Raw genomic sequence first — 21,162 nt, 5'->3', positions numbered from 1 at the left:
TCATGTGTGCCCCTACCCGTGACCGAACACTCGTCTTGAGATCGCTTTAGCCAAGCTCGCTCAACCAGACGAAGCGGGTAGCGGAGTCCGTGGTCAGGGCACTCGCACGGATCTCCTGCAAGGCCGACCGTTGAGCGCGGAAGGACCTGGGTGCGGCGGCGATCAGGCACTGACGCTTGAGACCACATGGCGGGCGCTTCGGTAGTACACTCCGCACCTCGAAACGCCAACGCGCCAGGCTGCGGCCAGTGCTGCCGACCGGGACGCCTGCAGGGATGCACAGGCACCCCGGTACAGCGCCGGGGCGGTCTGATGGAGAAATCAGCGTAATGACTTACACCGCAGAATCGATCGCTGTCCTCAAGGGGCTGGAGCCGGTGCGCCATCGTCCCGGGATGTACACGCGCACCGATTGCCCGCTGCACATCGTCCAGGAGGCGATCGACAACGCCGCCGACGAGGCCCTCGGTGGTTACTGCAAACGGATCGTGGTGACGCTCCACCGCGACCACTCGGTCAGCGTCGAGGACGACGGCCGCGGCATCCCGGTCGAAATCCACCCGCTTGAACAGGTGCCGACGCTCGAAGTGGTGTTCACCCGGCTGCACGCCGGCGGCAAGTTCAGCAAGGATGAGCACGACTCGGCCTACCGTTTCTCGGGAGGTTTGCACGGCGTCGGCGTTTCGGTGACCAACGCGTTGTCGACCCGCCTGGAGGTCGAGGTGGTCAGGGACGGTGCCCGTCACCGGATGGCTTTCGCCAGCGGTGCGGTGATCGAGCCGTTGCAGCGGCTTGGCGACGCGCCGAAGAAGGCCAGCGGGACCCGGCTGCGGGCCTGGCCCGACCCGGCCTTTTTCGATTCACCGCTGATCCCGCTGGCGCCGCTCGAACGCCTGCTGCGCAGCAAGGCGCTGCTGCTGCCCGGCCTGCAGGTCTCGTTGCGCGTCGAAGAGGGGGCGACGACCGACTGGTGCTTCGCCGATGGCATGCTCCAGTACTTGCGCGAGCAGCTCGACGGCGAACTCGTGGCGCCGGTCTTCAGCAGCGAGAAGTACGCCCGGAAGGGCGACGAGAACTTTCCGGTCGGCTCGGGCGCGGCCTGGGCGATCTGCTGGACGGCCGACGGCGGTCTGGCGCGCGAATCGTACGTCAACCTGATTCCGACGCCGGCTGGCGGCACGCACGAAGCCGGTCTGCGGCAGGCGGCGCTGGACGCGGTCAAGAGTTTTGCCGACCACCACGCGTTGCTGCCGAAAGGCGTCAAGCTTGCCGCCGAGGACGTCTTCTCGCGGGCCAGCTTCGTGCTGGCGGTGCGCATGCTCGACCCGTCGTTCCAGGGTCAGACCAAGGAGCGCCTGAATTCGCGCGATGCGGTGGCGCTGGTCGCGCGCATGCTGCGCGATCCGCTGGAGCTGTGGCTCAACGAGCATCCGGACGCCGCCAGGAAGGTCACCGATCTGGCCATCCGGGCGGCGCAGGCGCGCGCGCGCGCCGGCCAGAAAGTAGAGAAGCGCAAGCAGTCGGGGGTGGCGATCCTGCCTGGCAAGCTTTCCGATTGCCAGAGCGAGGACACCCGTCGCAACGAGATCTTTCTCGTCGAAGGTGACTCCGCCGGCGGCTCGGCGAAATCGGGGCGCGACAAGGAACTGCAGGCGATCCTGCCGCTGCGTGGCAAGGTGCTCAATACCTGGGAAGTCGACGCTGGCAGCCTGTTCGCCAATCGCGAGGTGCACGATATCGCCGTCGCGCTGGGGATCGATCCGCACCCGGCGAGTGCGCCCGATTCGGTGCTGGCCAACCTGCGCTACGGCAAGGTGGTGATCATGACCGATGCCGACGTCGACGGCTCGCACATCCGCGTCCTGTTGTGCACGCTGTTCTACCGCCATTTTCCCAAGCTGATCGCCAGCGGCCACCTGTATTTTGCGCAACCGCCGCTGTATCGCCTCGACGTTCCCGGGCAGGGCAAGACGCGTCCGCCACGCAAGCTCTACGCGCTGGACAGCGCCGAGCGCGAGGCGTCGATCGATCGTCTGCGACTTGAGGGAATCAAGCCGGAAACGATTGCCATTTCGCGTTTCAAGGGCCTCGGTGAAATGAATCCCGAGCAACTCTGGGAAACGACGATGTCGCCCGATACGCGCCGCCTGATGCGCATCGGCATGCCGGGCGCCGAGGCGGCAAAACCGGTGATGCAGATGTTGATGGGCAAGAGCGAGTCCGCGGGGCGGCGGGCGTGGATGGAAGATAACGGCGCCCTGATTGGCGCCGAGACTTGAGAGTGAGCTGAACGTGCGCAAGGACGACTCGACGCCAGACCTGTTCACCGAATCGCAGCCGGCGGATGTGCCGCCGCTGCCGCCAGGAGCAGGGGCCCCGCCGGCAACGGCCGCCGACGACGAAGACGACAGCATCCTGCTGCACGACTCGGCGGCGCGCGATTATCTCGAGTACGCGATCGCCGTCGTCAAGGGCCGTGCGCTGCCCGACGTCAAGGACGGGCTGAAGCCGGTACAGCGCCGGGTGCTGTTCGCCATGCGTGAACTCGGACTAACGTCCACCGCCAAGCCGGTGAAGTCGGCACGCGTCGTCGGCGACGTGATCGGCAAGTACCACCCGCATGGCGACACCTCGGCTTACGATGCGATGGTGCGGGTAGCGCAGCCGTTCATGCTGCGCTACCCGCTGGTTGACGGGCAGGGCAATTTTGGTTCGCGCGATGGCGACAACGCCGCGGCGATGCGCTACACCGAAGCGCGCCTGACCGCCATCGCCGAGTTGCTGCTCGGCGAGCTCGGCGAAGGCACGGTCGATTTCCTGCCGAATTACGACGGCTCGTTCGACGAGCCCGCCTTTCTGCCGGCACGCCTGCCGTTTGCGCTGCTCAATGGCGCTTCGGGGATCGCCGTCGGGATGGCCACCGAAATCCCGGCGCACAACCTGCGCGAGGTCGCCGCCGCGGCGATCCACAAGATCGAGCACCCGGCAGCGGGCCTCGACGAGCTGCTCGAGTACATTCCCGGACCCGACTACCCGGGTGGCGGGCAGATCATTTCTGCGCCCGGCGACATCGCCGCCGCCTACCGCAGCGGCCGTGGCAGCTTGCGCGTGCGGGCGCGCTACGAGATCGAGGAAATGGCGCGCGGCGCCTGGCAAGTGGTGTTTACCGAGTTGCCGCCTGGTGTTTCGTCGGCCAGGGTGCTCTCCGAAATCGGCGTCCTTCTCAACCCGCAGCCGAAACCCGGCAAGAAGGCGATCGAGCAGTCGGCGGCGCAGTTGAAGGCGCTGATGGCCTCGCAGCTCGACCGCGCGCGCGACGAGTCCGGCAAGGACGACGACGTTCGTCTGGTTTTCGAACCGAGCACCTCGCGCATCGACCGCAACGAGTTCGTGGCCTTGCTGTTGGCGCACACCAGCCTCGAGACCTCGGCGCCGATCAACCTGGTGGCGGTCGGCATCGACGGTCGGCCGTGCCAGAAGTCGCTGGTCGACCTGATCGGCGAGTGGTGCACTTTCCGGATCAGGACGGTGCACCGGCGTACCGAGTTTCGCCTGCAGAAGGCCGACGACCGGATCCACATTCTCGAAGGCCGGCACATCGTCTTCCTGAACATCGACGAAGTGATCCGCATCATTCGCCAATCCGACGAACCGAAAGCGGCGCTGATCGCCCGCTTCACGCTGTCCGATCGGCAGGCCGAGGACATCCTCGAAATCCGCCTGCGCCAGCTGGCGCGGCTGGAGGGAATCCGCATCGAGCAGGAGCTGGCCAAGCTGCGCGGCGAGCGCGAGGGATTGCTCAAGCTGCTCGGCAGCGACGCGCTGCTGCGGCGGCAGGTGATCCGCGAAATCAGGGCCGACGCCGAGAAGCACGGCGATGCGCGGCGGACGATGATCGAGACCGCGGTGACCTCTTCCCGCTCGGAAGTGGCGGCTGTCGCCGACGAACCGGTGACGGTGATCATTTCAGAGAAGGGCTGGGCGCGCGTCCGGCAGGGGCATGGCCTGGACCTCTCGGGGGTGGCCTTCAAGGACGGCGACCGCGCCGGCTCGGCGCAGGAGTGTCGCTCGGTGGACTCGCTGGTGATCGTCTCGACCGAGGGACGTGCGTTCACCGTCGCCGTTGCCAGTCTCCCCGATGGTCGCGGCATGGGGGCGCCGCTGTCGTCCTTCGTCGAACTCGGCGCCGGCAGGATCGCGCAGGTGCTGACCGGTCGACCCGAGGACCCGTTGCTGGTCGCCAAGACCTCGGGCTACGGCTTCATTTGCTGTTACGGCGATCTGCTGTCGCGGCAGAAGGCAGGCAAAGCGTTCGTCAGCGTCGAAGAAGGTGCGACCATCCTGCCGCTGCTCAGGCTCGCCGGGCACGATCACCTCGCCGCGTTGTCGGAAGACGGCCGCTTGTTGATCTTTCCGCTCGACCAGATGAAGCGCTTGAGCAGCGGCAAGGGCGTTCAGATCATCGGCCTGCGCGAGGGCGAGTCGCTGCGCGCGGTGGTCGTCACGCGGGGCGCGCGGGTGACGATCAAGGGAACGCTGCGCAGCCGTACCAAGACGCTGCTCTCCGAAGATCGGCATTGCGGCCTGCGGGCACGCCGCGGTTCGCCGGTGGGACAGATCAGCAATGTGACGCTGGTCGCGCATCCCGAATGATGATTGCCTAAACGCCGCCGTTCCGATCGAGCGCGCCGGGCGCGTTTTCCGCCGGATTCTGCCTGCCAGGGAGAGAGCTTGATGACTTGCCGAATACCGAATCCGATCAGCAGAACTGCCGTCGCCTGCGCGTTGGCCTTCTGCGGCGCACCGGTGGTCGCCGAACAGGTGGGCTGCGTGACCACCGAGTGGAAGCTGATCGGTTCGAACCACAAGGTCTGCGTCGACAGTTTCTCGGACCCGAAAGTGCCGGGGGTGACCTGTCACGTCAGCCAGGCGAGAACCGGCGGGGTCAGCGGTTCCTTCGGTCTGGCGCAGGACCCCTCTCAATTCTCGCTGGCGTGCCGGCAGACCGGCCCGATCACGCTGCCGGCCAAGCTTCCGAAGGAGGCGACGGTATTCGCCGAAGACACCTCGATCCTGTTCAAGGAGACCCGCGTGATCCGGATGTGGGACGCGGCCAACAATACCCTGGTGTATCTGGCGATCAGCCGCAAACTGATCGACGGCGCCCCGGCGAACAGTATTTCGACTGTGCCGGTGATGCCCTGGGGAGGACGCTGAGCATGCGCCGATGGCATCGCATCGGCAGCCGTTGGAGCGCTGCTCGATGGTGCTGAACGGGGCCGGCCGGCCCGAGTGCGACGTCGCCGGTCTCGGACAGGTGTTCACCCCGGCGGCGGTCGTCGACCTGATGCTGACGCTGGTGCGCAATTGCGGCCGGGTGCTCGAGCCGGCGTGCGGCGACGGCGCTTTCCTGCAGCATTTCCCTTTCGCACTGGGAATCGAGATCGACCCGCGACATGCACCGGCGGGGGCGCGGGTGATGGATTTCTTCGAGCTGCCGGAGCGTGAATTGTTCGCCACGATCATCGGCAACCCGCCGTACGTGCGCTATCAGGACATCGCTGTCGCGACGCGAGCGAACACCCGGGGCAGCGTTCTCGACGGGCGCGCCAACCTCTATCTGTTCTTCATCGAGAAGTGCTTGCGCCATCTCGCGCCGGGTGGCGAGCTGGTGTTCATCACGCCGCGCGACTTCCTGAAGGCGACTTCGGCGGTGCCGCTCAACCGGCTGCTCTACGCAGCCGGGACGATCACCGATTTCGTCGATCTCGGCGACTCGCGGCTGTTTGACGACGCGACGCCGAACTGCGCGATCTGGCGTTTTGAACGCGACAACTTTTCGCGCCTGACGCGCTGCGCCACGCAGGGTTTCGCCGACGGCCTGGCCGGGCTGGGCAGGCTGCAGTGGGAGGAGCGTCATTTCGTCGAAAGCGCCGGCCACCTGCTGTTTACCCGCGGCGACTATGGCTTGCATCTGGCCGACATCGCCTTCGTCAAGGTCGGTGCGGTGTCCGGCGCCGACGATCTGTACGCCAGTGCATGCTACGGCAACCGCAGCTTTGTCTGCTCGGCGACGGTGAGCACCGGCGACACCCGGCGGATGCTGTGGTGCGAACCCGGGGAGCCGGCGCCGGCAGCGCTGCGACCACACAAGGAACGCCTGATCGCGCGCCGGATAAGGTCCTTCGACGAGTCCAACTGGTGGCACTGGGGGCGTGGTTACCACCAGTCGCCACTGCCGCGGGTGTATGTGAACAGCAAGACCCGCCGCCCGCAGCCGTTCTTCGTGCACCCGTGCACACATTACGACGGGGCGGTGCTGGCGATTTTTCCTCGCGACCCGGCGGTCGACGTGCGCCAACTCGCGGCGGCGCTGAACGGTGTCGACTGGGCCGATCTCGGCTTCGTTTGCGATGGCCGCTTCCTCTTCGCCCAGCGCAGCCTCGAGCAGACGCCGCTGCCCGAGTCGTTTCGCGCGTTCCTGCCCGGCGGCGGTGTAAGATCGTAAACCGGGCCACCGAGTCTGCTGCCGCCGGAGCAGCTTTCGCCACCGCGCATTCCGCGGCGCAGCCCGCTGGCAACGGGAAGGAGATAAGCCCATGGTTCCCCACCTGACAACCGCCCTCAAGGGTCCACTGCTCGAGATCGAAAGCCGTTTCCTCGACGCCTTGCCGGAAATCGAACGCTGGCTGCGCGGGCAGTGGCAGGAGCATACGCCGCCTTTTTACGGCTCGGTCGACCTGCGCAATGCCGGCTTCAAGCTGGCGCCCGTGGATATGAATCTCTTTCCTGGCGGTTTCAACAATCTCGACGCCACTTTCCTGCCGCTGTGCGTGCAGGCGGCGGTGACGGCGATCGACAAGATTTGCCCGGACGCCAGGAGGTTGCTGCTGATTCCAGAGAATCACACGCGCAACCTGTTCTATCTGCAGAACGTCGCGCAGCTGGCGGCGATCCTGCGTCTGACCGGCCTCGAAGTGCGCCTTGGCTCGCTGTCGCCGGAGGTCGATCGGCCGACACCGGTTGAGTTGCCGGACGGCACGACGCTGCTGCTCGAGCCGCTGGTCCGCCATCAGTACCGGCTTGGCCTGGCGGGCTTCGAGCCTTGTGCGATCCTGCTCAACAACGATCTTTCCGGCGGTATTCCGACGATCCTGCAGAATCTCGACGAGCAGTTCGTTCTGCCGCCGCTGCACGCCGGCTGGGCGGTGCGGCGCAAGTCGAACCACTTTGCCGCCTACGACCAGGTCGCGGGCGATTTTGCCCGGCTGGTCGGCATCGACCCCTGGCGAATCAATCCCTACTTCTCGGTATGCGAGGCGGTCAATTTTCACGACCGCCAGGGTGAGGAATGCCTGGCCGCCAACGTCGATGCCGTACTCGGGTTGATCCGCGAGAAGTACCAGCAGTACGCCATCGATGAGACGCCGTACGTGGTCGTCAAGGCCGACGCCGGCACCTACGGGATGGGTGTGATGACGGTCAAGGATGCCTCGCAGGTGGTTGCCCTTAATCGCAAGCAGCGCAACAAGATGTCGGTCATCAAGGAGGGGATGACCGTTTCGCAGGTGATCATCCAGGAGGGTGTGCACACCTACGAGCAGGTCGGCAGCGGCGCGCAGGCCGGAGTCGCCGAGCCCGTGGTGTACATGATCGACCGCTTTGTCGTCGGTGGCTTCTATCGTGTGCATGGCGGGCGCGGCCGGGACGAAAACCTGAACGCGCCGGGGATGCACTTCGAGCCGCTGGCTTTCGAGACCAGCTGTTCGCTGCCCGATCAGTGCCAAAATCCGGATGCCGCTCCGAACCGCTTCTACGCCTACGGTGTGGTTGCCCGCCTGGCGCAGCTCGCCGCCTCGCTAGAACTCGAACGCACCGCCCCACTGCCGGAGCACCTGATATGCGCATAGCGTTTGTTGTCGATCCGCTGCCGTCACTCAAGGCGTACAAGGACACCAGCATTGCGCTGATGCGCGCCGCGCAGGCCGCCGGGCACGCGATCTGGGTGGTGCAGCAGCGGGCGATTCACTGGTCGGCGCTGCATGGCGTGTGTGCCGAAGCGGTGCATCTGGAAATGCTCACCGACGACCACGACTGGTTCGTCGAGGTCGATCGCCACGTCGTCGCGCTGCGCGATTTCGCCGCCGTGCTGATGCGCAAGGATCCGCCTTTCGACGCCGAATACGTCACCACCACCTGGCTGCTAGAACGTGCCGAGGCCGAGGGCGCGCGCGTCTTCAATCGGCCGCGGGCGCTGCGTGATCATTCCGAGAAGTTGTCGGTCGCCGAGTTCGCGCAGTTTGGCGTGCCGGGCGTGGTCGCCCGCGACCCGGCCCTGATCCACGCCTTCGTAGACGTCGAGCGCGACACCATCCTGAAACCGCTCGACGGCATGGGCGGCAGCGAGATCTTTCGCGTTCGTCATGATGACCCTAACCGCAACGTGATCGTCGAAACGCTGACCCACAATGGTGCGCGAACGATCATGGCGCAGCGCTACATTCCCGAGATCGCCGACGGCGACAAGCGGATCCTGATCGTCGGCGGTGAAGTCGTTCCCTACTGTCTGGCGCGAATTCCCAAAGCCGGCGAAACGCGCGGCAATCTGGCGGCTGGCGGCCGCGGCGTGGCGCGCGAGTTGACCGCCCGTGACCGGGAAATTGCCGGCACCCTGGCGCCGGTGCTGGCGGCGCGCGGCCTGCTGCTGGTCGGTCTCGACGTAATCGGCGACTGGCTGACCGAGATCAATGTCACCAGCCCGACGTGCATCGTCGAGATCGCCGAGCAGACCGGTTACGACGCCGCCGAACTGTTCGTCGTCGCGCTGGAACGTGCGTGCGCGGCCGCCGCCTAGTTCTGCTGCTCGTTCTGGTCTGGGGTCTGGCCGCCTGCGGCAAGGCGCCGCTGCATCAGCAGCAAGCTTTCGTCTTCGGTACGCGTGTCGAAGTGTTGATCGCCGGGTTGCCGGAGGCGGTGGCGCGTCCGGCAACCGCCGCGGTGCTGCGCGAGTTCGACCGCCTGCATCGCAGCTACCACGCTTGGCAGCCGTCCGAGCTGAGCGTGCTGAATCAATCCATCGCCGCCGGTAGACGACAAGCCGTGACGTCCGAGATGGCTGCCCTGATCGGCGAAGCGCAGCGTCTGGCGAGCGCCAGCGAAGGCCTTTTCGACCCCGGCATCGGTCGCCTGATCGGCCTCTGGGGCTTTCAGTCCGACGACCTGCCGGCGGCGCTTCCCGATGCCGGCGCGCTGGCCGCGTGGCGATCTGTCCGGCCGGGAATCGCCGACCTGCAGGTCGAAGGCACCGAGATCAGCAGTCGCCAGCGCGAGGTGGCACTCGATTTTGGCGGTTACCTCAAGGGCGTTGCCCTCGACCGTGCGGCGAGCATCCTGAAGGCGCAGGGGGTCGATAACGCCTTGATCAACATCGGCGGCAATGTCCTGGCGCTGGGCAGCAAGAACGGCCAGCGCTGGCGGGTCGGCATCCAGCATCCGCGGCAGCCGGGTCCACTGGCGACGCTCGAACTCGACGACGGCGAGGCGGTCGGCACTTCGGGCGACTACCAACGTTATTTCGAGGTCGACGGCCGCCGCTACTGTCATCTGCTTGACCCGCGCAGCGGTCGGCCGGTGATGCATACCCAGGCCTTGACCGTGCTGGTCACCGCACGCCTTGCCGCCGGGACGCTTTCCGATGTCGCCTCCAAACCATTGTTCATTACTGGCGGCGATTGGCCGCGTCTGGCGCGTCAGTTGCAAGTCGAGCACGTCCTGCGGGTCGACGCTGACGGGCGCGTGCAGGTCAGCCGCGCCCTGCACACCCGTCTTGAGTACGCCGGCGGTCAGCCGAAATCTCTCGAAGTCATTCCCTGATCCGCTGCGCGCCGCCGCGGGTTGTTCGGCGATACTGCCGAGCAGCCCGGAATGACTTAGAATGGCGGCCTGTTTTGATGGGTGGGCGCAATGATCGGCATTCTTCTGATAACGCACGGTTGCTTCGGCGAAAGCCTGATCCAGAACGTCTGTCATGTGCTCAACAAGCGTCCGCCGTTGCTGGCCCAGCTCGGCGTCGCCTGGCAGGATGACCCGCTCGATGTCTTGCCGCTGGCTCGACTGCGGCTGCAGGAAGTCGACGGCGGCAACGGGGTATTGGTGCTGACCGACATCTTTGGCGCGACGCCGGCCAACCTGGCGCTCAAGCTGCTCGAGCCTGGCCGTGTCGAAGGCGTCTCGGGGCTCAGCCTGCCGATGTTGCTGCGCGCCCTGACCTATCGCGAGAAGGGCATGGAAACGATGTTGCTGAAAGCGGTCAGCGGGGGCCGTGATGGGGTCACGAAGCTGCCGCCGACACTGGCGAGAACTGGAGATTCGGATGGTGCGGGCTGAAGCGGCAATTCTCAACAAGCTGGGCCTGCATGCCCGCGCCTCGGCCAAGCTGACGCAACTCGCCGCCAGCTTCAGCAGCGAGGTGTGGATGGAGAAGGGCGAACGGCGGATCAACGCCAAGAGCATCATGGGGGTGATGATGCTGGCGGCCGGCAAGGGCTCGACGGTGGTTGTCGAGACCACCGGCAAAGACGAGCAGGCAGCCAGCGAGGCCATCCTGGCATTGGTTGCCGACCGGTTTGGCGAGGCGGAGTGAATCGTTCATGAGTTTTGTGCTGCATGGGCTGCCGGTATCCGGCGGCATCGCGATCGGTCAGGCGCACCTGATGTCGCACGCGACGCTCGAGGTGTCGCACCTGCAACTCGCTCCGCGCCAGGTGGAAAAGGAAGTCGCCCGCTTCGAGGCGGCGCTGGCGGAGGTGCGCGACGAGTTCGCCAGTCTCAAGGAGCGGATGCAGCATGCGCCCGGAGAGTTTGGCGCTTTCATCGACCTTCATTCGATGATCCTGTCCGATCCGGAGCTGGCCGAGACTCCCAAGCAACTGATTCGCGAGCGCCGCTGCAACGCCGAATGGGCGCTGGTGCAGCAGATGGAGGTGCTGGTCGGGCAGTTCGAGAGCTTTGACGACCAGTACTTGCGTGAGCGGAGCTACGACGTGCGCCAGGTCGTCGAGCGGGTGATCAAGGAACTCGTCGGCCAGCCGGGCCGGATGGCGCTGCGGACCGGCAAGGGAGTCAGGGAAGAGGAACTGATCGTCGTTGCCCACGACCTCTCGCCGGCCGACGTCATTGCCTACAAGGATCATCACTTCGCGGCCTTCGTCACCGATGTCGGCGGTTCGACCTCGCACACCGCGATCCTGGCGCGCAGCCTGCGCATTCCCGCGGTGCTTGGTCTGCACAACGCCCGGCAACTGATCCGCGACAAGGAAGTCCTGATCGTCGACGGCACCCGCGGGGTGCTGATCGTCAACCCAGACGCGCGGGTGCTCGACGAGTATCGACTGCGGAAAAGCCAGGTCGAACTCGAGCGGTCAAAGCTTCGGCGTCTCAAGACCGCCAGGTCGTCGACGCTCGACGGAGTCGACATCGCCCTGCACGCCAACATCGAGCTGCCGGGAGACGTGGCCAACGCGCTTGACGGCGGCGCCGAAGGGATCGGCCTGTTTCGCACCGAATTCCTGTTTCTCGACCGCGGTGACATGCCGACCGAGGACGAGCAGTTCGAGGCTTACCGCACGGTGGTCAAGGGCATGGCCGGTCGGCCGGTGACCATCCGCACCTTCGATCTCGGTTACGACAAGGACCTGCATCCGGAGAAGGTCGTCGGCGATCGTCTGCAAAGCAATCCGGCGCTCGGCTTGCGCGCCATCCGGCTGTCGCTGGCCGAAGCAAACATGTTCCAGACGCAGTTGCGGGCGATCCTGCGCGCATCGAAGCACGGCAAGATCAAGTTACTGATCCCGATGCTCTCGCAGGCACACGAGATCGACCAGACGCTGGCGGCGATCGAACGCGCCAAATCGAGTCTGCGCGGCGAGAACTTCGCGTTTGACGAGGCGATCGAGGTCGGCGCGATGATCGAGATTCCGGCGGCAGCGCTGGCCGTCGGTCTGTTCCTGCGGCGCCTGCATTTCCTGTCGATCGGAACCAACGACCTGATCCAGTACACCCTGGCCATCGATCGCAGCGACGAGCAGGTCGCGCATCTTTATGATCCCCTGCATCCGGCCGTGCTGATGCTCCTCGCGCACACCCTGTCCAGCGCCGAGAAGGTGCACATTCCGGTTTCCATCTGTGGCGAGCTGGCCGGCGACCCCGTGCTGACGCGCCTGCTGCTGGGCATGGGACTTCGCCAGTTTTCGATGCATCCGGCGCAGATCCTCTCGGTCAAGCAGCGCATCATGCAGAGCAACTGCTCGGAACTGGCGCCGCTTGTCCGGCGCCTGCTGCGCCACGAGGAGCCGGGGAAGATTCGCGAGCAACTCGAGAAGCTCAACGCGTGAATTGACTTTTTGCCGGGCTGCGGGTAACTTTCGCCGCCTTGGCGCCGATTTGAACGATCAGCTTGCGGGCGCCTTACAAATACGGCTAAAGCGTGGCAGGCCCGGTCGGCATTGCCAGCTGACCGGGTTTTTTCTGCCCCTGTTACCGAACCAATTGCGATGTCACCAGAGAATTCTGTCGGGCTCGTCGTGCCGCGGCGAATGCAGTTCGACGCGCCACTGACGCTGAAGAGCGGCGCCCAGCTAGCTGGCTTCGAACTGGTCTTCGAAACCTATGGCACGCTCAACGCCGCGCACTCCAACGCCGTGCTGGTCTGCCACGCGCTCGCCGGCAGTCACCACGTGGCCGGCCATTATGCCGACGACCCGGAGAACATCGGCTGGTGGGACAACCTGGTTGGTCCCGGCAAGCCGCTCGATACGCGCAAGTTCTTCGTCGTCGGGGTCAACAATCTTGGTGGCTGCTACGGATCGACCGGCCCGCTGTCGATCAGACCGGATACCGGCAAGCGCTACGGTGCCGATTTTCCGCTGCTGACGGTTGCCGACTGGGTGGCGGCGCAAGCCCGGCTGGCCGACCATCTTGGCGTCCACACCTGGGCCGCCGTGATTGGCGGCAGTCTCGGCGGGATGCAGGCGCTCGAGTGGTCGCTGCAGTTCCCCGAGCGCATCCGTCACGCCATGGTCATCGCCTCGGCGCCCAAGCTGTCGGCGCAGAACATCGCCTTCAACGAGGTCGCGCGGCAGGCGATCATTTCCGATCCGGATTTTCATGGCGGCCATTACGCGGAGCACGGCGTCATCCCGACCAGGGGATTGCGCCTGGCGCGAATGGTCGGCCACATCACCTACCTGTCGGATAGCCAGATGGCCGAGAAATTCGGCCGGCAGCTACGCCACGGCGAGCACAAGTTCAGCTACGACGTGGATTTCGAGATCGAGTCGTACCTGCGCTACCAGGGCAACAAGTTCGCCGCTTTTTTCGACGCCAATACCTACCTGATGATGACCAAGGCGCTCGACTATTTCGATCCTGCCTACGACTTTGACGGTCACTTGGCCAGCGCGCTGGCCCGCGCCAGGGCGAGGTTCTTCGTCGCCAGTTTTTCGACCGACTGGCGCTTTGCCCCGGCACGCTCGCGCGAGATCGTCTTTGCCCTGCTGCATAACCGCCTGCGCGTGGTGTACGCGGAGATCGACTGCGATGCCGGCCACGATTCCTTCCTGCTTGACGACCAGCACTACCACGCCTTGCTGCGCGCCTACCTGGGAAACATCGCCGTATGACCGAGTACGAGAGGAGAGCCAGAGCCGAGCAGCGAGAGCGCTTCGATTTCGCGGTGATCGCCAACTGGCTGTCGCCCGGTGAGCGCGTTCTCGACCTGGGTTGCGGCGACGGCCGGCTGTTGCGCTACCTCAACGAGACGCGCGACGTCACCGGTTACGGGGTCGAGATCGACCATGAAAGCGTTCTCGGATGCATCCGCAATGGCGTCGATGTGATTCAGATGGACATCGAATGCGGGCTGCTGGGCTTCGAGGATCGATCCTTCGACCACGCCGTCATTTCGCAGGCCCTGCAGACCATGCATACCACCGAGCGCATCCTGACCGAGATGCTGCGCGTTGCCGCCGAGGCGGTGGTCAGCTTCCCGAACTTTGCCTACCGCGCGAACCGCGCGGCGATTGCCGCCGGACACATGCCGGTTTCGGAAGATCTGCCATACGACTGGTTCGACACCCCGAATGTGCGCTTCTTCACCATCGTCGATTTCGAAGACCTGTGCGCCCGGCTCGAGATCGAGATTCGCGAACGCCTGGCCTTCGACGAAGCCGGGCGCGAAGTCTCCGACGATCCCAATCTGAACGGCAGCCTTGCTTTCTATCGGCTCGGGCGAAAGTCCTGATGCCCGCCTGGCTGCGCCTGCTGCTGACCCGGCAGATGCTGATTTGCGTGTTCACCGGTTTCAGTTCCGGCCTGCCGCTGTACCTGCTGCTGAACCTGTTGCCGGCATGGCTGCGCAGCGACGGCGTTGACCTGAAGATCATCGGTTTCTTCGCGCTGATCCAGTTTCCCTACACCTGGAAATTCCTCTGGGCACCCGCGCTCGATCGCTATCGCCTGCCGCTGGGTCGTCGGCGCGGCTGGATGCTGCTCTCGCAAGTCGGACTGCTGCTGTCGATCGGGCTGCTCGGCGGCTTCTCGCCGTCGACCAATCTGACGCCGGTGATCTGGCTGTCGGTGGCCCTCGCTTTCCTGTCCGCGACGCAGGACGTGGCGCTGGACGCCTTTCGGCGCGAGATTCTCCGTGACGAGGAACTCGGGCTCGGCAATTCGGTACACGTGAACGCTTACCGGGTTGCCGGACTGGTACCGGGGTCGCTGTCGCTGATCCTCGCCGACCTGATCCCCTGGGCGCAGGTGTTCTGGATTACCGCCGCCTTCATGGTGCCGGGAATGGTGATGGTGTTGCTGGTGGACGAACCGGTCGCTCTGGCCGCGCCAAAGACCTTGCGGGCAGCGGTCGTCGAGCCCTTCCACGAGTTCATCGGCCGCAAGGGCTGGCTGGGCGCGGCACTGGTACTCGGCTTCATCTTCCTCTACAAGCTGGGTGACTCGCTGGCCACCAGTCTGTCGACGCCGTTCTATCTTGACCTCGGCTACAGCATGACCGACATCGGGATGATCGCCAAACACGCCGGACTCTGGCCGGCAGTATTCGGCGGTCTGCTCGGCGGGCTGTGGATGGTACGCCTGGGGATCAACCGCGCGCTGTGGCTGTTCGGGGTGGTTCAGATGGTGACTATTCTCGGCTTCGCCTGGCTGGCATCGCGTGGTGTGCAGCCGGCGATCGACCTCCTTGACCGCGTCGCGCTGGCCGGCGTGATCGGTGCGGAGTATCTTGGCGTCGGGCTTGGAACGGCGGCGTTCATCGCCTTCATCGCGCGCGCCACCAACCCGGCCTTCACGGCCACCCAGTTCGCGCTGTTTACCAGTCTGGCCGCTGTACCACGGACCTTCATCAACGCCACCGCGGGCGCACTGGTCGAGTCCCTGGGGTGGGTCAACTTCTTTCTTTTGTGCTTCGTGCTCGCTGCGCCGGGGATGTTGCTGCTGTACAGGGTTGCCCCATGGAACGAGATCATCGCATCGCCAAAACGCTGACCGCCGCCGCCCGGCAGTTGTCGGCAAGGCTGGCGACGCTGAGCTTCGCGCCACCCGTCAGCCACACCTATGACCCGCTGACTTACGCCCGGGAGCCGCACGAATCTTACTTGCGTCGCTACGCTGCCGGTCGCCGGCGGGTGGTCTTTCTCGGGATGAATCCGGGGCCTTTCGGGATGGTTCAGAGCGGGGTGCCGTTCGGTGAAATTGCCGCGGTGCGTGACTGGCTGGGGATCGAATGCGCGGTGCGCAAGCCGGCGCTGGAGAATCCCTGGCGGCCGATCGAAGGTTTTGCCTGCACCCGTTCGGAAGTCAGCGGCCGGCGCCTGTGGGGGCTGTTTCGCGAACGCTTCGGCACCGCCGAGTGTTTCTTTCGCGAACACTTTGTCGCGAACTACTGCCCGCTTGCCTTCTTCGAGCGCGGCCGCAACCTGACACCGGACAAGCTGCCGGCCGCCGAGGCGGCAGCGCTCCAGGCGGTGTGCGACGCGCATCTGAAGACGCTGGTCATGGCGCTGCAGCCTGAATGGGTGATTGGCGTCGGTGCTTTCGCCGAAACGAGGGCACGCGAGGCGCTGGCTGGAACGACGGTCAGAGTCGGGCGCGTGCTGCATCCGAGTCCAGCCAGCCCGGCAGCCAACCGCGGTTGGGCAGAAGCCGCCAGCACGCAGCTTCGCACGCTCGGCGTTTGGGACTGACTGGCTATCGGCGGGGGGTCAGCAGGCCAAGATCGGCGATCTGGCTGCGTACCATCCGCCAGGTACGCCAGGCGACGAAGCCGCGTTTGCTCCAGCGCCAGACGCGACGGGGCTGTACGACGATCAATAGCGCCACCCCGACGGCGACCACCTCCGGGTGTTCCTGAACGTAACCGCAGCCCTTGCGCACGCTGGCCAGGACGCGATCGGCGCCTTGCAAGGCCTCGCCGATCGGTTGCAGTTCCTGGCCGAGGCGTTGCCGCTGGCTGCTGATTCGTTCGATCAGCCGGCCGCGCTCGACGGCAAGGTCGATCAGCTCCTGATTCATCGCGGGCAGCGCGTGTCAGGCTTCATCGCGGGCAGCGCCCTTGAGCTGTCGAAGGTCTTCGCCAAGTTCGGCAACACTGGCTGCGAACAGGCGGTCGGGGCGATGCATGGCCCGTTTCAGAGCGGCGTAGGCAAAACCGCTGCCAACGACGAAGAGCCCAAGGGCGCAGGCCAGGACGATCACTCTGCTCTCCCAGAAGATGACCACCAGCATGGCGACCAGCAGGATCGTGCCGACCGCCAGACAGAACGCCAGCAGTTGCGACAGGAGCAGCAGGCGGACTGCCCGCAGCTTTTCCTCCTTGAGTTCGTTGCCCAGGAGTTCGAGCCGCGTCTTGCCGGTGCCGAGCAGTGCAGCCGCACCGTTCCTGGCTCTGCCAAACAGGCCGTTGCTCCCGGTGCGGGCAGGAGTCTCGCTCATCAAGAAGGCGGATACCTAGCGGCGGCTGATGACCGCACCAAGCAGCAGGCCGACGAAAGCCGCAACGCCGACTGCCCGCCACGGATTCTCGTGGACAAAATCGTCGGTGGCGCGCGCCGCAGCCTTGGTTCTATCGACCACGGCGACCTCGGCATCCGCCAGACGGAGCTTGGCGTCGCGCAGGCGCTCACCGATGCGCTCGCGCAAGTCGCCCATCTTTTCGCCGGCAACACCAGCGGTAGCGCGCAGGATTTCCTCTGCATCGGAAACGACGATCTTCATATCGGAGACCAGTTTCTGCTTGCTAGAGGTGGAAAGTTCGTTATTGGCGTCGGGCATGATGGACCTCGCAGTGGACAGTAAGATTGAAAGGGGCGTGATGCTACAAGAGCGTCGTACAACACCGGATGATCGTCCAGCAACTCTTTCAGAGTATAGAAATTACCGGTGGAGATCAATGCAAACGATCAAGAGCATGACTCGTTGCGAGTTGCAGGTCCTGCTGAAGGACATTATTCAGCTGCTGGCTGTGTCGAAGTCATAGTCGTAGTCGATGGTCAGCGGCGCGTGGTCGCTGAAGCGCTGTTCCTTGAAGACCTCTGCGCTTCTGGCCCGCGCCGCAATGGCGGGTGTTGCCAGCTGGTAGTCGAGCCGCCAGCCGACGTTCTTCGCCCACGCCTGGCCGCGATTTGACCACCAGGTATACGCGTCGTCGGTGCTGGTCGGGTGCAGGTCGCGGAAGACGTCGCACCATCCGCCCTGGTCGAGCAATCGGCTGACCCACGCGCGCTCCTCGGGCAGGAAGCCTGAGTTGTTGCGGTTGCCGCGCCAGTTTCGGAGATCAATTTCCCGATGGGCGATGTTCCAGTCGCCACCAACGACGACGTCTCGCCCACTCGATGCGAGTTCAACGAGCTGCGGGTAGATGAACGCCATGAAGCGGAATTTGGCCTCCTGGCGTTGTTCGGAGCTGGATCCCGAGGGCTGGTACAGCGAGATCACCGACAGGCGGCCGAAATCGGCACGCAGAAAACGTCCCTCGACGTCGAACTCGGCACTTCCGAGCAGATCGATGACCCTGTCGGGTTTCTTGCGGCACCAGAGGCCGACGCCGCTATAGCCCTTCTGCGCTGCGCAATGGTAGTAGGCGTCGAAGCCATCCGGCGCCTTCATCTCCTCGCTGAGGTCTGCGTGCTGGGCTTTCAGCTCCTGCACGCAGATGAAGTCCGCATTCTGGGCGGTGGCCCAGGGCAGCAGGCCCTTGCGCCAGGCCGAGCGAATGCCGTTGAGGTTCAGGGTAATGATGCGTAACATAGGGCACCGGGCCGGAAGCGGCCTTGTTCCAGAAAAAGGCTTTATGGACTTTCGTCAGGAATTCATCGAGTTTGCCGTCAGGCAGGAGGTTCTGCGTTTTGGTGAGTTCACGACCAAGGCCGGGCGGCAGTCGCCGTATTTCTTCAATTCCGGTTTGTTCAACAACGGTGCCGCGTTGGCTCGCCTGGCGGAATTCTACGCGAAGGCGATCACCAGCAGCGGTGTCGCCGTCGACGCGCTGGTCGGACCGGCCTACAAGGGCATCCCGCTGGTCGCGGTGGTCGCCGTCGCGCTGGCACAGGCAGGATTGAATCTGCCGTTCTCGTTCAATCGCAAGGAGACCAAGGATCACGGCGAAGGTGGCTGTATTGTCGGCGCTCCGCTGGCCGGCAGGGTGCTGATTGTTGACGACGTGATTTCAGCCGGGACGTCGGTGCGCGAGTCGGTCGAACTGATTCGTGCCGCCGGGGCGACGCCCTGCGGGGTGGTCATCGCACTCGACCGAATGGAGCGGGGCCGCGGCGAATTGTCCGCGGTGCAGGAAGTCCGGCGCGATTACGGGATTCCGGTGGTCGCCGTGGCCAGCCTCGACGACCTGCTGGCTTTCCTTCATGGCCGCCCGGATTTCAGCCATAACGAAGCGGCCGTAGCGAGCTATCGGCAGGAATATGGCATTGCGCGCGGCGATTAGGCTCGTGCTGCAACTGCTGCTGGTGACGGGCGTCGGTTCGGGTATCGCCGCACCGCGCATCTTTTGCTGCCACGACGAATCGGGCAAGCAGGTTTGTGGCGACATCTTGCCGTCAGCGTGCTATGGGCGCGCCTATCGAGAGCTCGGTCAGTCGGGACGGACTTCAAGAGTGGTCGAGGCACCGCTCAGCGCCGACGAGCGTGCGGCGAAGGCGGCTGCGGAACGGCGGCGTCAGGAGCAGGAGCGCGTGCTGAGCGAGCAGCGGCGAAAGGATCAGGCGCTGCTCAATACCTATGGTAGTGAGAAAGATATCGAAGTGATGCGCAGTCGCGCCCAGAGCGATCTCGCGGCATCGGTCCAGGCCTCCGAGGAGCGCATCGCTGAAATACGCAAACACCGAAAAAAGTACGAGAACGAGGCCGAGTTCTACAAGAACCGGCCGTTGCCCGCGGAGGTCGCCAAGGGCTTGCGCGATGCCGACTACGAGATCCGCGCGCAGGAGTCGGTGATCGAGTCCAAGCGCAAGGACATGGAGGCGACCCGGCTCAAGTACGACGAGGATCTGCGCCGCTTCATCGATATCTCGAAACGCGCCTCGGAGCGCCGCTGAGGCGCTGGCGGCGGCCACCGCCGGCGCCACGCCTGCACGTTGGCTGCCGTTGGCCTTCAGCCGAGTTTCTTGCGGAGCAGTTCGCTGACTTGTTGCGGGTTGGCCTTGCCCCGGGTCCGCTTCATCGCCTGACCGACCAGGGCGTTGAAGGCCTTTTCCTTGCCGGCCCGGAACTCGGCGACCATCGCTGCATTGTCGGCGAGCAGTTCGTCAAGGGTGGTCTCCAGAGCGTTGCCGTCGGTGATCTGCTGCCAGCCGTGTCTGGCGATGATCTCGTCAGCCGATGTGCTCTCGCCGTTCCACAGCGAATCGAATACCTTCCTGGCAATAGTGGTCGAGATCGTGGCGTCGCCGACGCGGGCGACGATGCCGCCGAGTTGCTCGGCCGATACCGGCGACTGATCTATTTCCCGGTCGTCCTTGTTCAGTCGGGCGGTCAGGTCGACCATCACCCAGTTGGCGCAGGCCTTGGCGTTTGACCTGCCGGCCGCCGCTACGCTCGCTTCGTAGTAGGCCGCCAGTTCGAGCGAACTGGTCAGGAGCTTCGCATCGTAGGCCGAGAGCCCGTAGTCGGCAAGCAGGCGCTCGCGCTTGGCTGCGGGCAGTTCGGGCATCTGCGCCGCGACCCGCTCGATCCACTGCCGGTCGATCAGCAGCGGCAGCAGGTCGGGGTCGGGGAAGTAGCGGTAGTCGTGGGCGTCTTCCTTCGAGCGCATGGCGCGCGTTTCGCCGGTCGCGGCGTCGAACAGGACCGTCGCCTGTTCGACCGTGCCACCGTCTTCGAGAGTGGCGATCTGCCATGACACCTCGTAGTCGATCGCCTGCTGCATGAAGCGAAACGAGTTCAGGTTCTTGATTTCGCGCCGAGTCCCGAGCGCTGCCTGGCCGACCCGGCGTACCGAGACGTTGGCGTCACAGCGGAACGATCCCTCCTGCATGTTGCCGTCGCAGATGCCGATCCAGCGCGTGAGCGCGTGCAAGGCCCGCGCGTAAGCCACCGCTTCCGTGGCAGAACGCATGTCGGGCTCGGTGACGATCTCCAGCAGGGGTGTGCCGGCGCGGTTGAGGTCGATCCCCGAGCGTCCGTGGAAATGGTGGCCGAGGCCGTCGTGCAGCGATTTGCCGGCGTCTTCCTCGAGGTGGGCGCGGGTAAGCTTCACCTCTTTCTCACTGTCGCCGAGCTGAATCGCCAGCTTGCCGCCAAGCACCACCGGCAACTCGTACTGGCTGATCTGATAACCCTTGGGGAGGTCCGGGTAGAAGTAGTTCTTGCGTGCGAAAACCGATCGTGGCGCGATCGTCGCGCCGACCGCCAGCCCAAACCTGATCGCGCATTCGACGGCGCCCTTGTTGAGTACCGGCAGCACCCCGGGCAGGGCGATATCGACGGCGCTGGCCTGGACATTGGGCGCCGCGCCGAAAGCCGTCGAACTGCCGGAAAAAATCTTCGCCTGCGTCGACAACTGCGCGTGCGTTTCGATACCGATGACCACTTCCCATGCTTTCATCACTTCGTGCTTTCTTCTCAAGAACGGCGACTGCC

General features: G+C 64.9%; 21 protein-coding genes and 1 riboswitch. Of the genes, 16 read left to right on the top strand and 5 right to left on the bottom strand.

The features are described 5' to 3' along the window. Positions 1-329: 329 nt before the first annotated feature. The 14 genes from Q1L50_RS16920 to Q1L50_RS16855 all read left to right on the top strand — a co-directional run bounded on the left by Q1L50_RS16920 (position 330) and on the right by Q1L50_RS16855 (position 16,256). On the top strand, positions 330-2,279 hold the full coding sequence (locus Q1L50_RS16920; RefSeq protein WP_300340976.1) for a DNA topoisomerase IV subunit B: 1,950 nt from the start codon (positions 330-332) through the stop codon (positions 2,277-2,279). Then, complete coding sequence (gene parC / locus Q1L50_RS16915) at positions 2,263-4,653, top strand: DNA topoisomerase IV subunit A (protein ID WP_300340973.1); 2,391 nt, start codon at positions 2,263-2,265, stop codon at positions 4,651-4,653. Before Q1L50_RS16920 ends, parC begins: the two co-directional genes overlap by 17 nt. Before the next feature lie 81 nt (positions 4,654-4,734). After that, complete coding sequence (locus tag Q1L50_RS16910) at positions 4,735-5,217, top strand: CreA family protein (protein ID WP_300340970.1); 483 nt, start codon at positions 4,735-4,737, stop codon at positions 5,215-5,217. A gap of 46 nt (positions 5,218-5,263) precedes the next feature. Then, a complete protein-coding gene (locus tag Q1L50_RS16905) occupies positions 5,264-6,508 on the top strand; it encodes a class I SAM-dependent methyltransferase (RefSeq protein WP_300340968.1) in 1,245 nt (414 codons plus the stop codon). A gap of 91 nt (positions 6,509-6,599) precedes the next feature. Then, positions 6,600-7,910, top strand: coding sequence for a glutamate--cysteine ligase (gene gshA / locus Q1L50_RS16900; protein ID WP_300340966.1), 1,311 nt, complete (start codon positions 6,600-6,602; stop codon positions 7,908-7,910). Further along, the gene (gshB, locus tag Q1L50_RS16895; RefSeq protein ID WP_300340963.1) at positions 7,901-8,854 is read left to right on the top strand and encodes a glutathione synthase; all 954 of its coding nucleotides are present in this window, start codon (positions 7,901-7,903) and stop codon (positions 8,852-8,854) included. Before gshA ends, gshB begins: the two co-directional genes overlap by 10 nt. Further along, positions 8,836-9,873 carry an FAD:protein FMN transferase gene (locus tag Q1L50_RS16890; protein WP_300340960.1) on the top strand — a complete coding sequence of 346 codons (1,038 nt, stop codon included), beginning with the start codon at positions 8,836-8,838 and terminating at the stop codon, positions 9,871-9,873. Before gshB ends, Q1L50_RS16890 begins: the two co-directional genes overlap by 19 nt. 90 nt (positions 9,874-9,963) lie before the next feature. Then, entirely contained in the window at positions 9,964-10,386 is a 423-nt protein-coding gene (locus tag Q1L50_RS16885) for a PTS fructose transporter subunit IIA (RefSeq protein WP_300340957.1), read from the top strand. Beyond that, a complete protein-coding gene (locus Q1L50_RS16880) occupies positions 10,373-10,642 on the top strand; it encodes an HPr family phosphocarrier protein (RefSeq protein WP_300340954.1) in 270 nt (89 codons plus the stop codon). The genes Q1L50_RS16885 and Q1L50_RS16880 overlap by 14 nt, the downstream gene beginning before the upstream one ends. Positions 10,643-10,649: 7 nt before the next feature. Next, complete coding sequence (ptsP, locus tag Q1L50_RS16875) at positions 10,650-12,392, top strand: phosphoenolpyruvate--protein phosphotransferase (protein ID WP_300340953.1); 1,743 nt, start codon at positions 10,650-10,652, stop codon at positions 12,390-12,392. A gap of 31 nt (positions 12,393-12,423) precedes the next feature. Further along, a riboswitch (SAM riboswitch) is annotated at positions 12,424-12,498 on the top strand. Between the two features lie 53 nt (positions 12,499-12,551). Next, positions 12,552-13,679: a homoserine O-acetyltransferase gene (locus Q1L50_RS16870; RefSeq protein ID WP_300340950.1), complete on the top strand. Its 1,128-nt coding sequence runs from the start codon at positions 12,552-12,554 to the stop codon at positions 13,677-13,679. Further along, positions 13,676-14,299 carry a methionine biosynthesis protein MetW gene (gene metW, locus Q1L50_RS16865; protein WP_300340948.1) on the top strand — a complete coding sequence of 208 codons (624 nt, stop codon included), beginning with the start codon at positions 13,676-13,678 and terminating at the stop codon, positions 14,297-14,299. Before Q1L50_RS16870 ends, metW begins: the two co-directional genes overlap by 4 nt. Next, positions 14,299-15,558, top strand: a complete 1,260-nt coding sequence (locus tag Q1L50_RS16860) for an AmpG family muropeptide MFS transporter (protein WP_300340945.1) — start codon at positions 14,299-14,301, stop codon at positions 15,556-15,558. Before metW ends, Q1L50_RS16860 begins: the two co-directional genes overlap by 1 nt. Beyond that, positions 15,525-16,256: a uracil-DNA glycosylase family protein gene (locus tag Q1L50_RS16855; RefSeq protein WP_300340942.1), complete on the top strand. Its 732-nt coding sequence runs from the start codon at positions 15,525-15,527 to the stop codon at positions 16,254-16,256. The genes Q1L50_RS16860 and Q1L50_RS16855 overlap by 34 nt, the downstream gene beginning before the upstream one ends. Before the next feature lie 4 nt (positions 16,257-16,260). Here Q1L50_RS16855 and Q1L50_RS16850 read toward each other — a convergent pair whose 3' ends face one another. From Q1L50_RS16850 to Q1L50_RS16835, 4 genes are all read right to left on the bottom strand, one after another. Then, entirely contained in the window at positions 16,261-16,584 is a 324-nt protein-coding gene (locus Q1L50_RS16850; RefSeq protein ID WP_300340940.1) for a YqjK-like family protein, read from the bottom strand. A 15-nt stretch (positions 16,585-16,599) separates the two neighbouring features. After that, positions 16,600-17,004: a phage holin family protein gene (locus tag Q1L50_RS16845; protein ID WP_300340937.1), complete on the bottom strand. Its 405-nt coding sequence runs from the start codon at positions 17,002-17,004 to the stop codon at positions 16,600-16,602. 15 nt (positions 17,005-17,019) lie between these two features. Then, on the bottom strand, positions 17,020-17,343 hold the full coding sequence (locus Q1L50_RS16840; protein ID WP_300340934.1) for a DUF883 family protein: 324 nt from the start codon (positions 17,341-17,343) through the stop codon (positions 17,020-17,022). Positions 17,344-17,520: 177 nt separating this feature from the next. After that, complete coding sequence (locus tag Q1L50_RS16835) at positions 17,521-18,318, bottom strand: exodeoxyribonuclease III (protein ID WP_300340932.1); 798 nt, start codon at positions 18,316-18,318, stop codon at positions 17,521-17,523. A 43-nt stretch (positions 18,319-18,361) separates the two neighbouring features. Between Q1L50_RS16835 and pyrE the strand changes: the two genes are divergently transcribed. Beyond that, positions 18,362-19,009: an orotate phosphoribosyltransferase gene (gene pyrE, locus Q1L50_RS16830; RefSeq protein ID WP_300340929.1), complete on the top strand. Its 648-nt coding sequence runs from the start codon at positions 18,362-18,364 to the stop codon at positions 19,007-19,009. After that, positions 18,993-19,619 carry a hypothetical protein gene (locus Q1L50_RS16825; protein WP_300340927.1) on the top strand — a complete coding sequence of 209 codons (627 nt, stop codon included), beginning with the start codon at positions 18,993-18,995 and terminating at the stop codon, positions 19,617-19,619. The genes pyrE and Q1L50_RS16825 overlap by 17 nt, the downstream gene beginning before the upstream one ends. Before the next feature lie 56 nt (positions 19,620-19,675). Here Q1L50_RS16825 and gatB read toward each other — a convergent pair whose 3' ends face one another. Next, positions 19,676-21,127, bottom strand: a complete 1,452-nt coding sequence (gene gatB / locus Q1L50_RS16820; protein ID WP_300340925.1) for an Asp-tRNA(Asn)/Glu-tRNA(Gln) amidotransferase subunit GatB — start codon at positions 21,125-21,127, stop codon at positions 19,676-19,678. Positions 21,128-21,162: the final 35 nt, after the last annotated feature.

The organism is Accumulibacter sp. (assembly GCF_029255145.1).
Taxonomy (GTDB): Bacteria; Pseudomonadota; Gammaproteobacteria; order Burkholderiales; family Rhodocyclaceae; genus Accumulibacter.
Note: the sequence above shows the minus strand (reverse complement) of the source record. Positions and strands in the feature narration are given on the sequence as shown.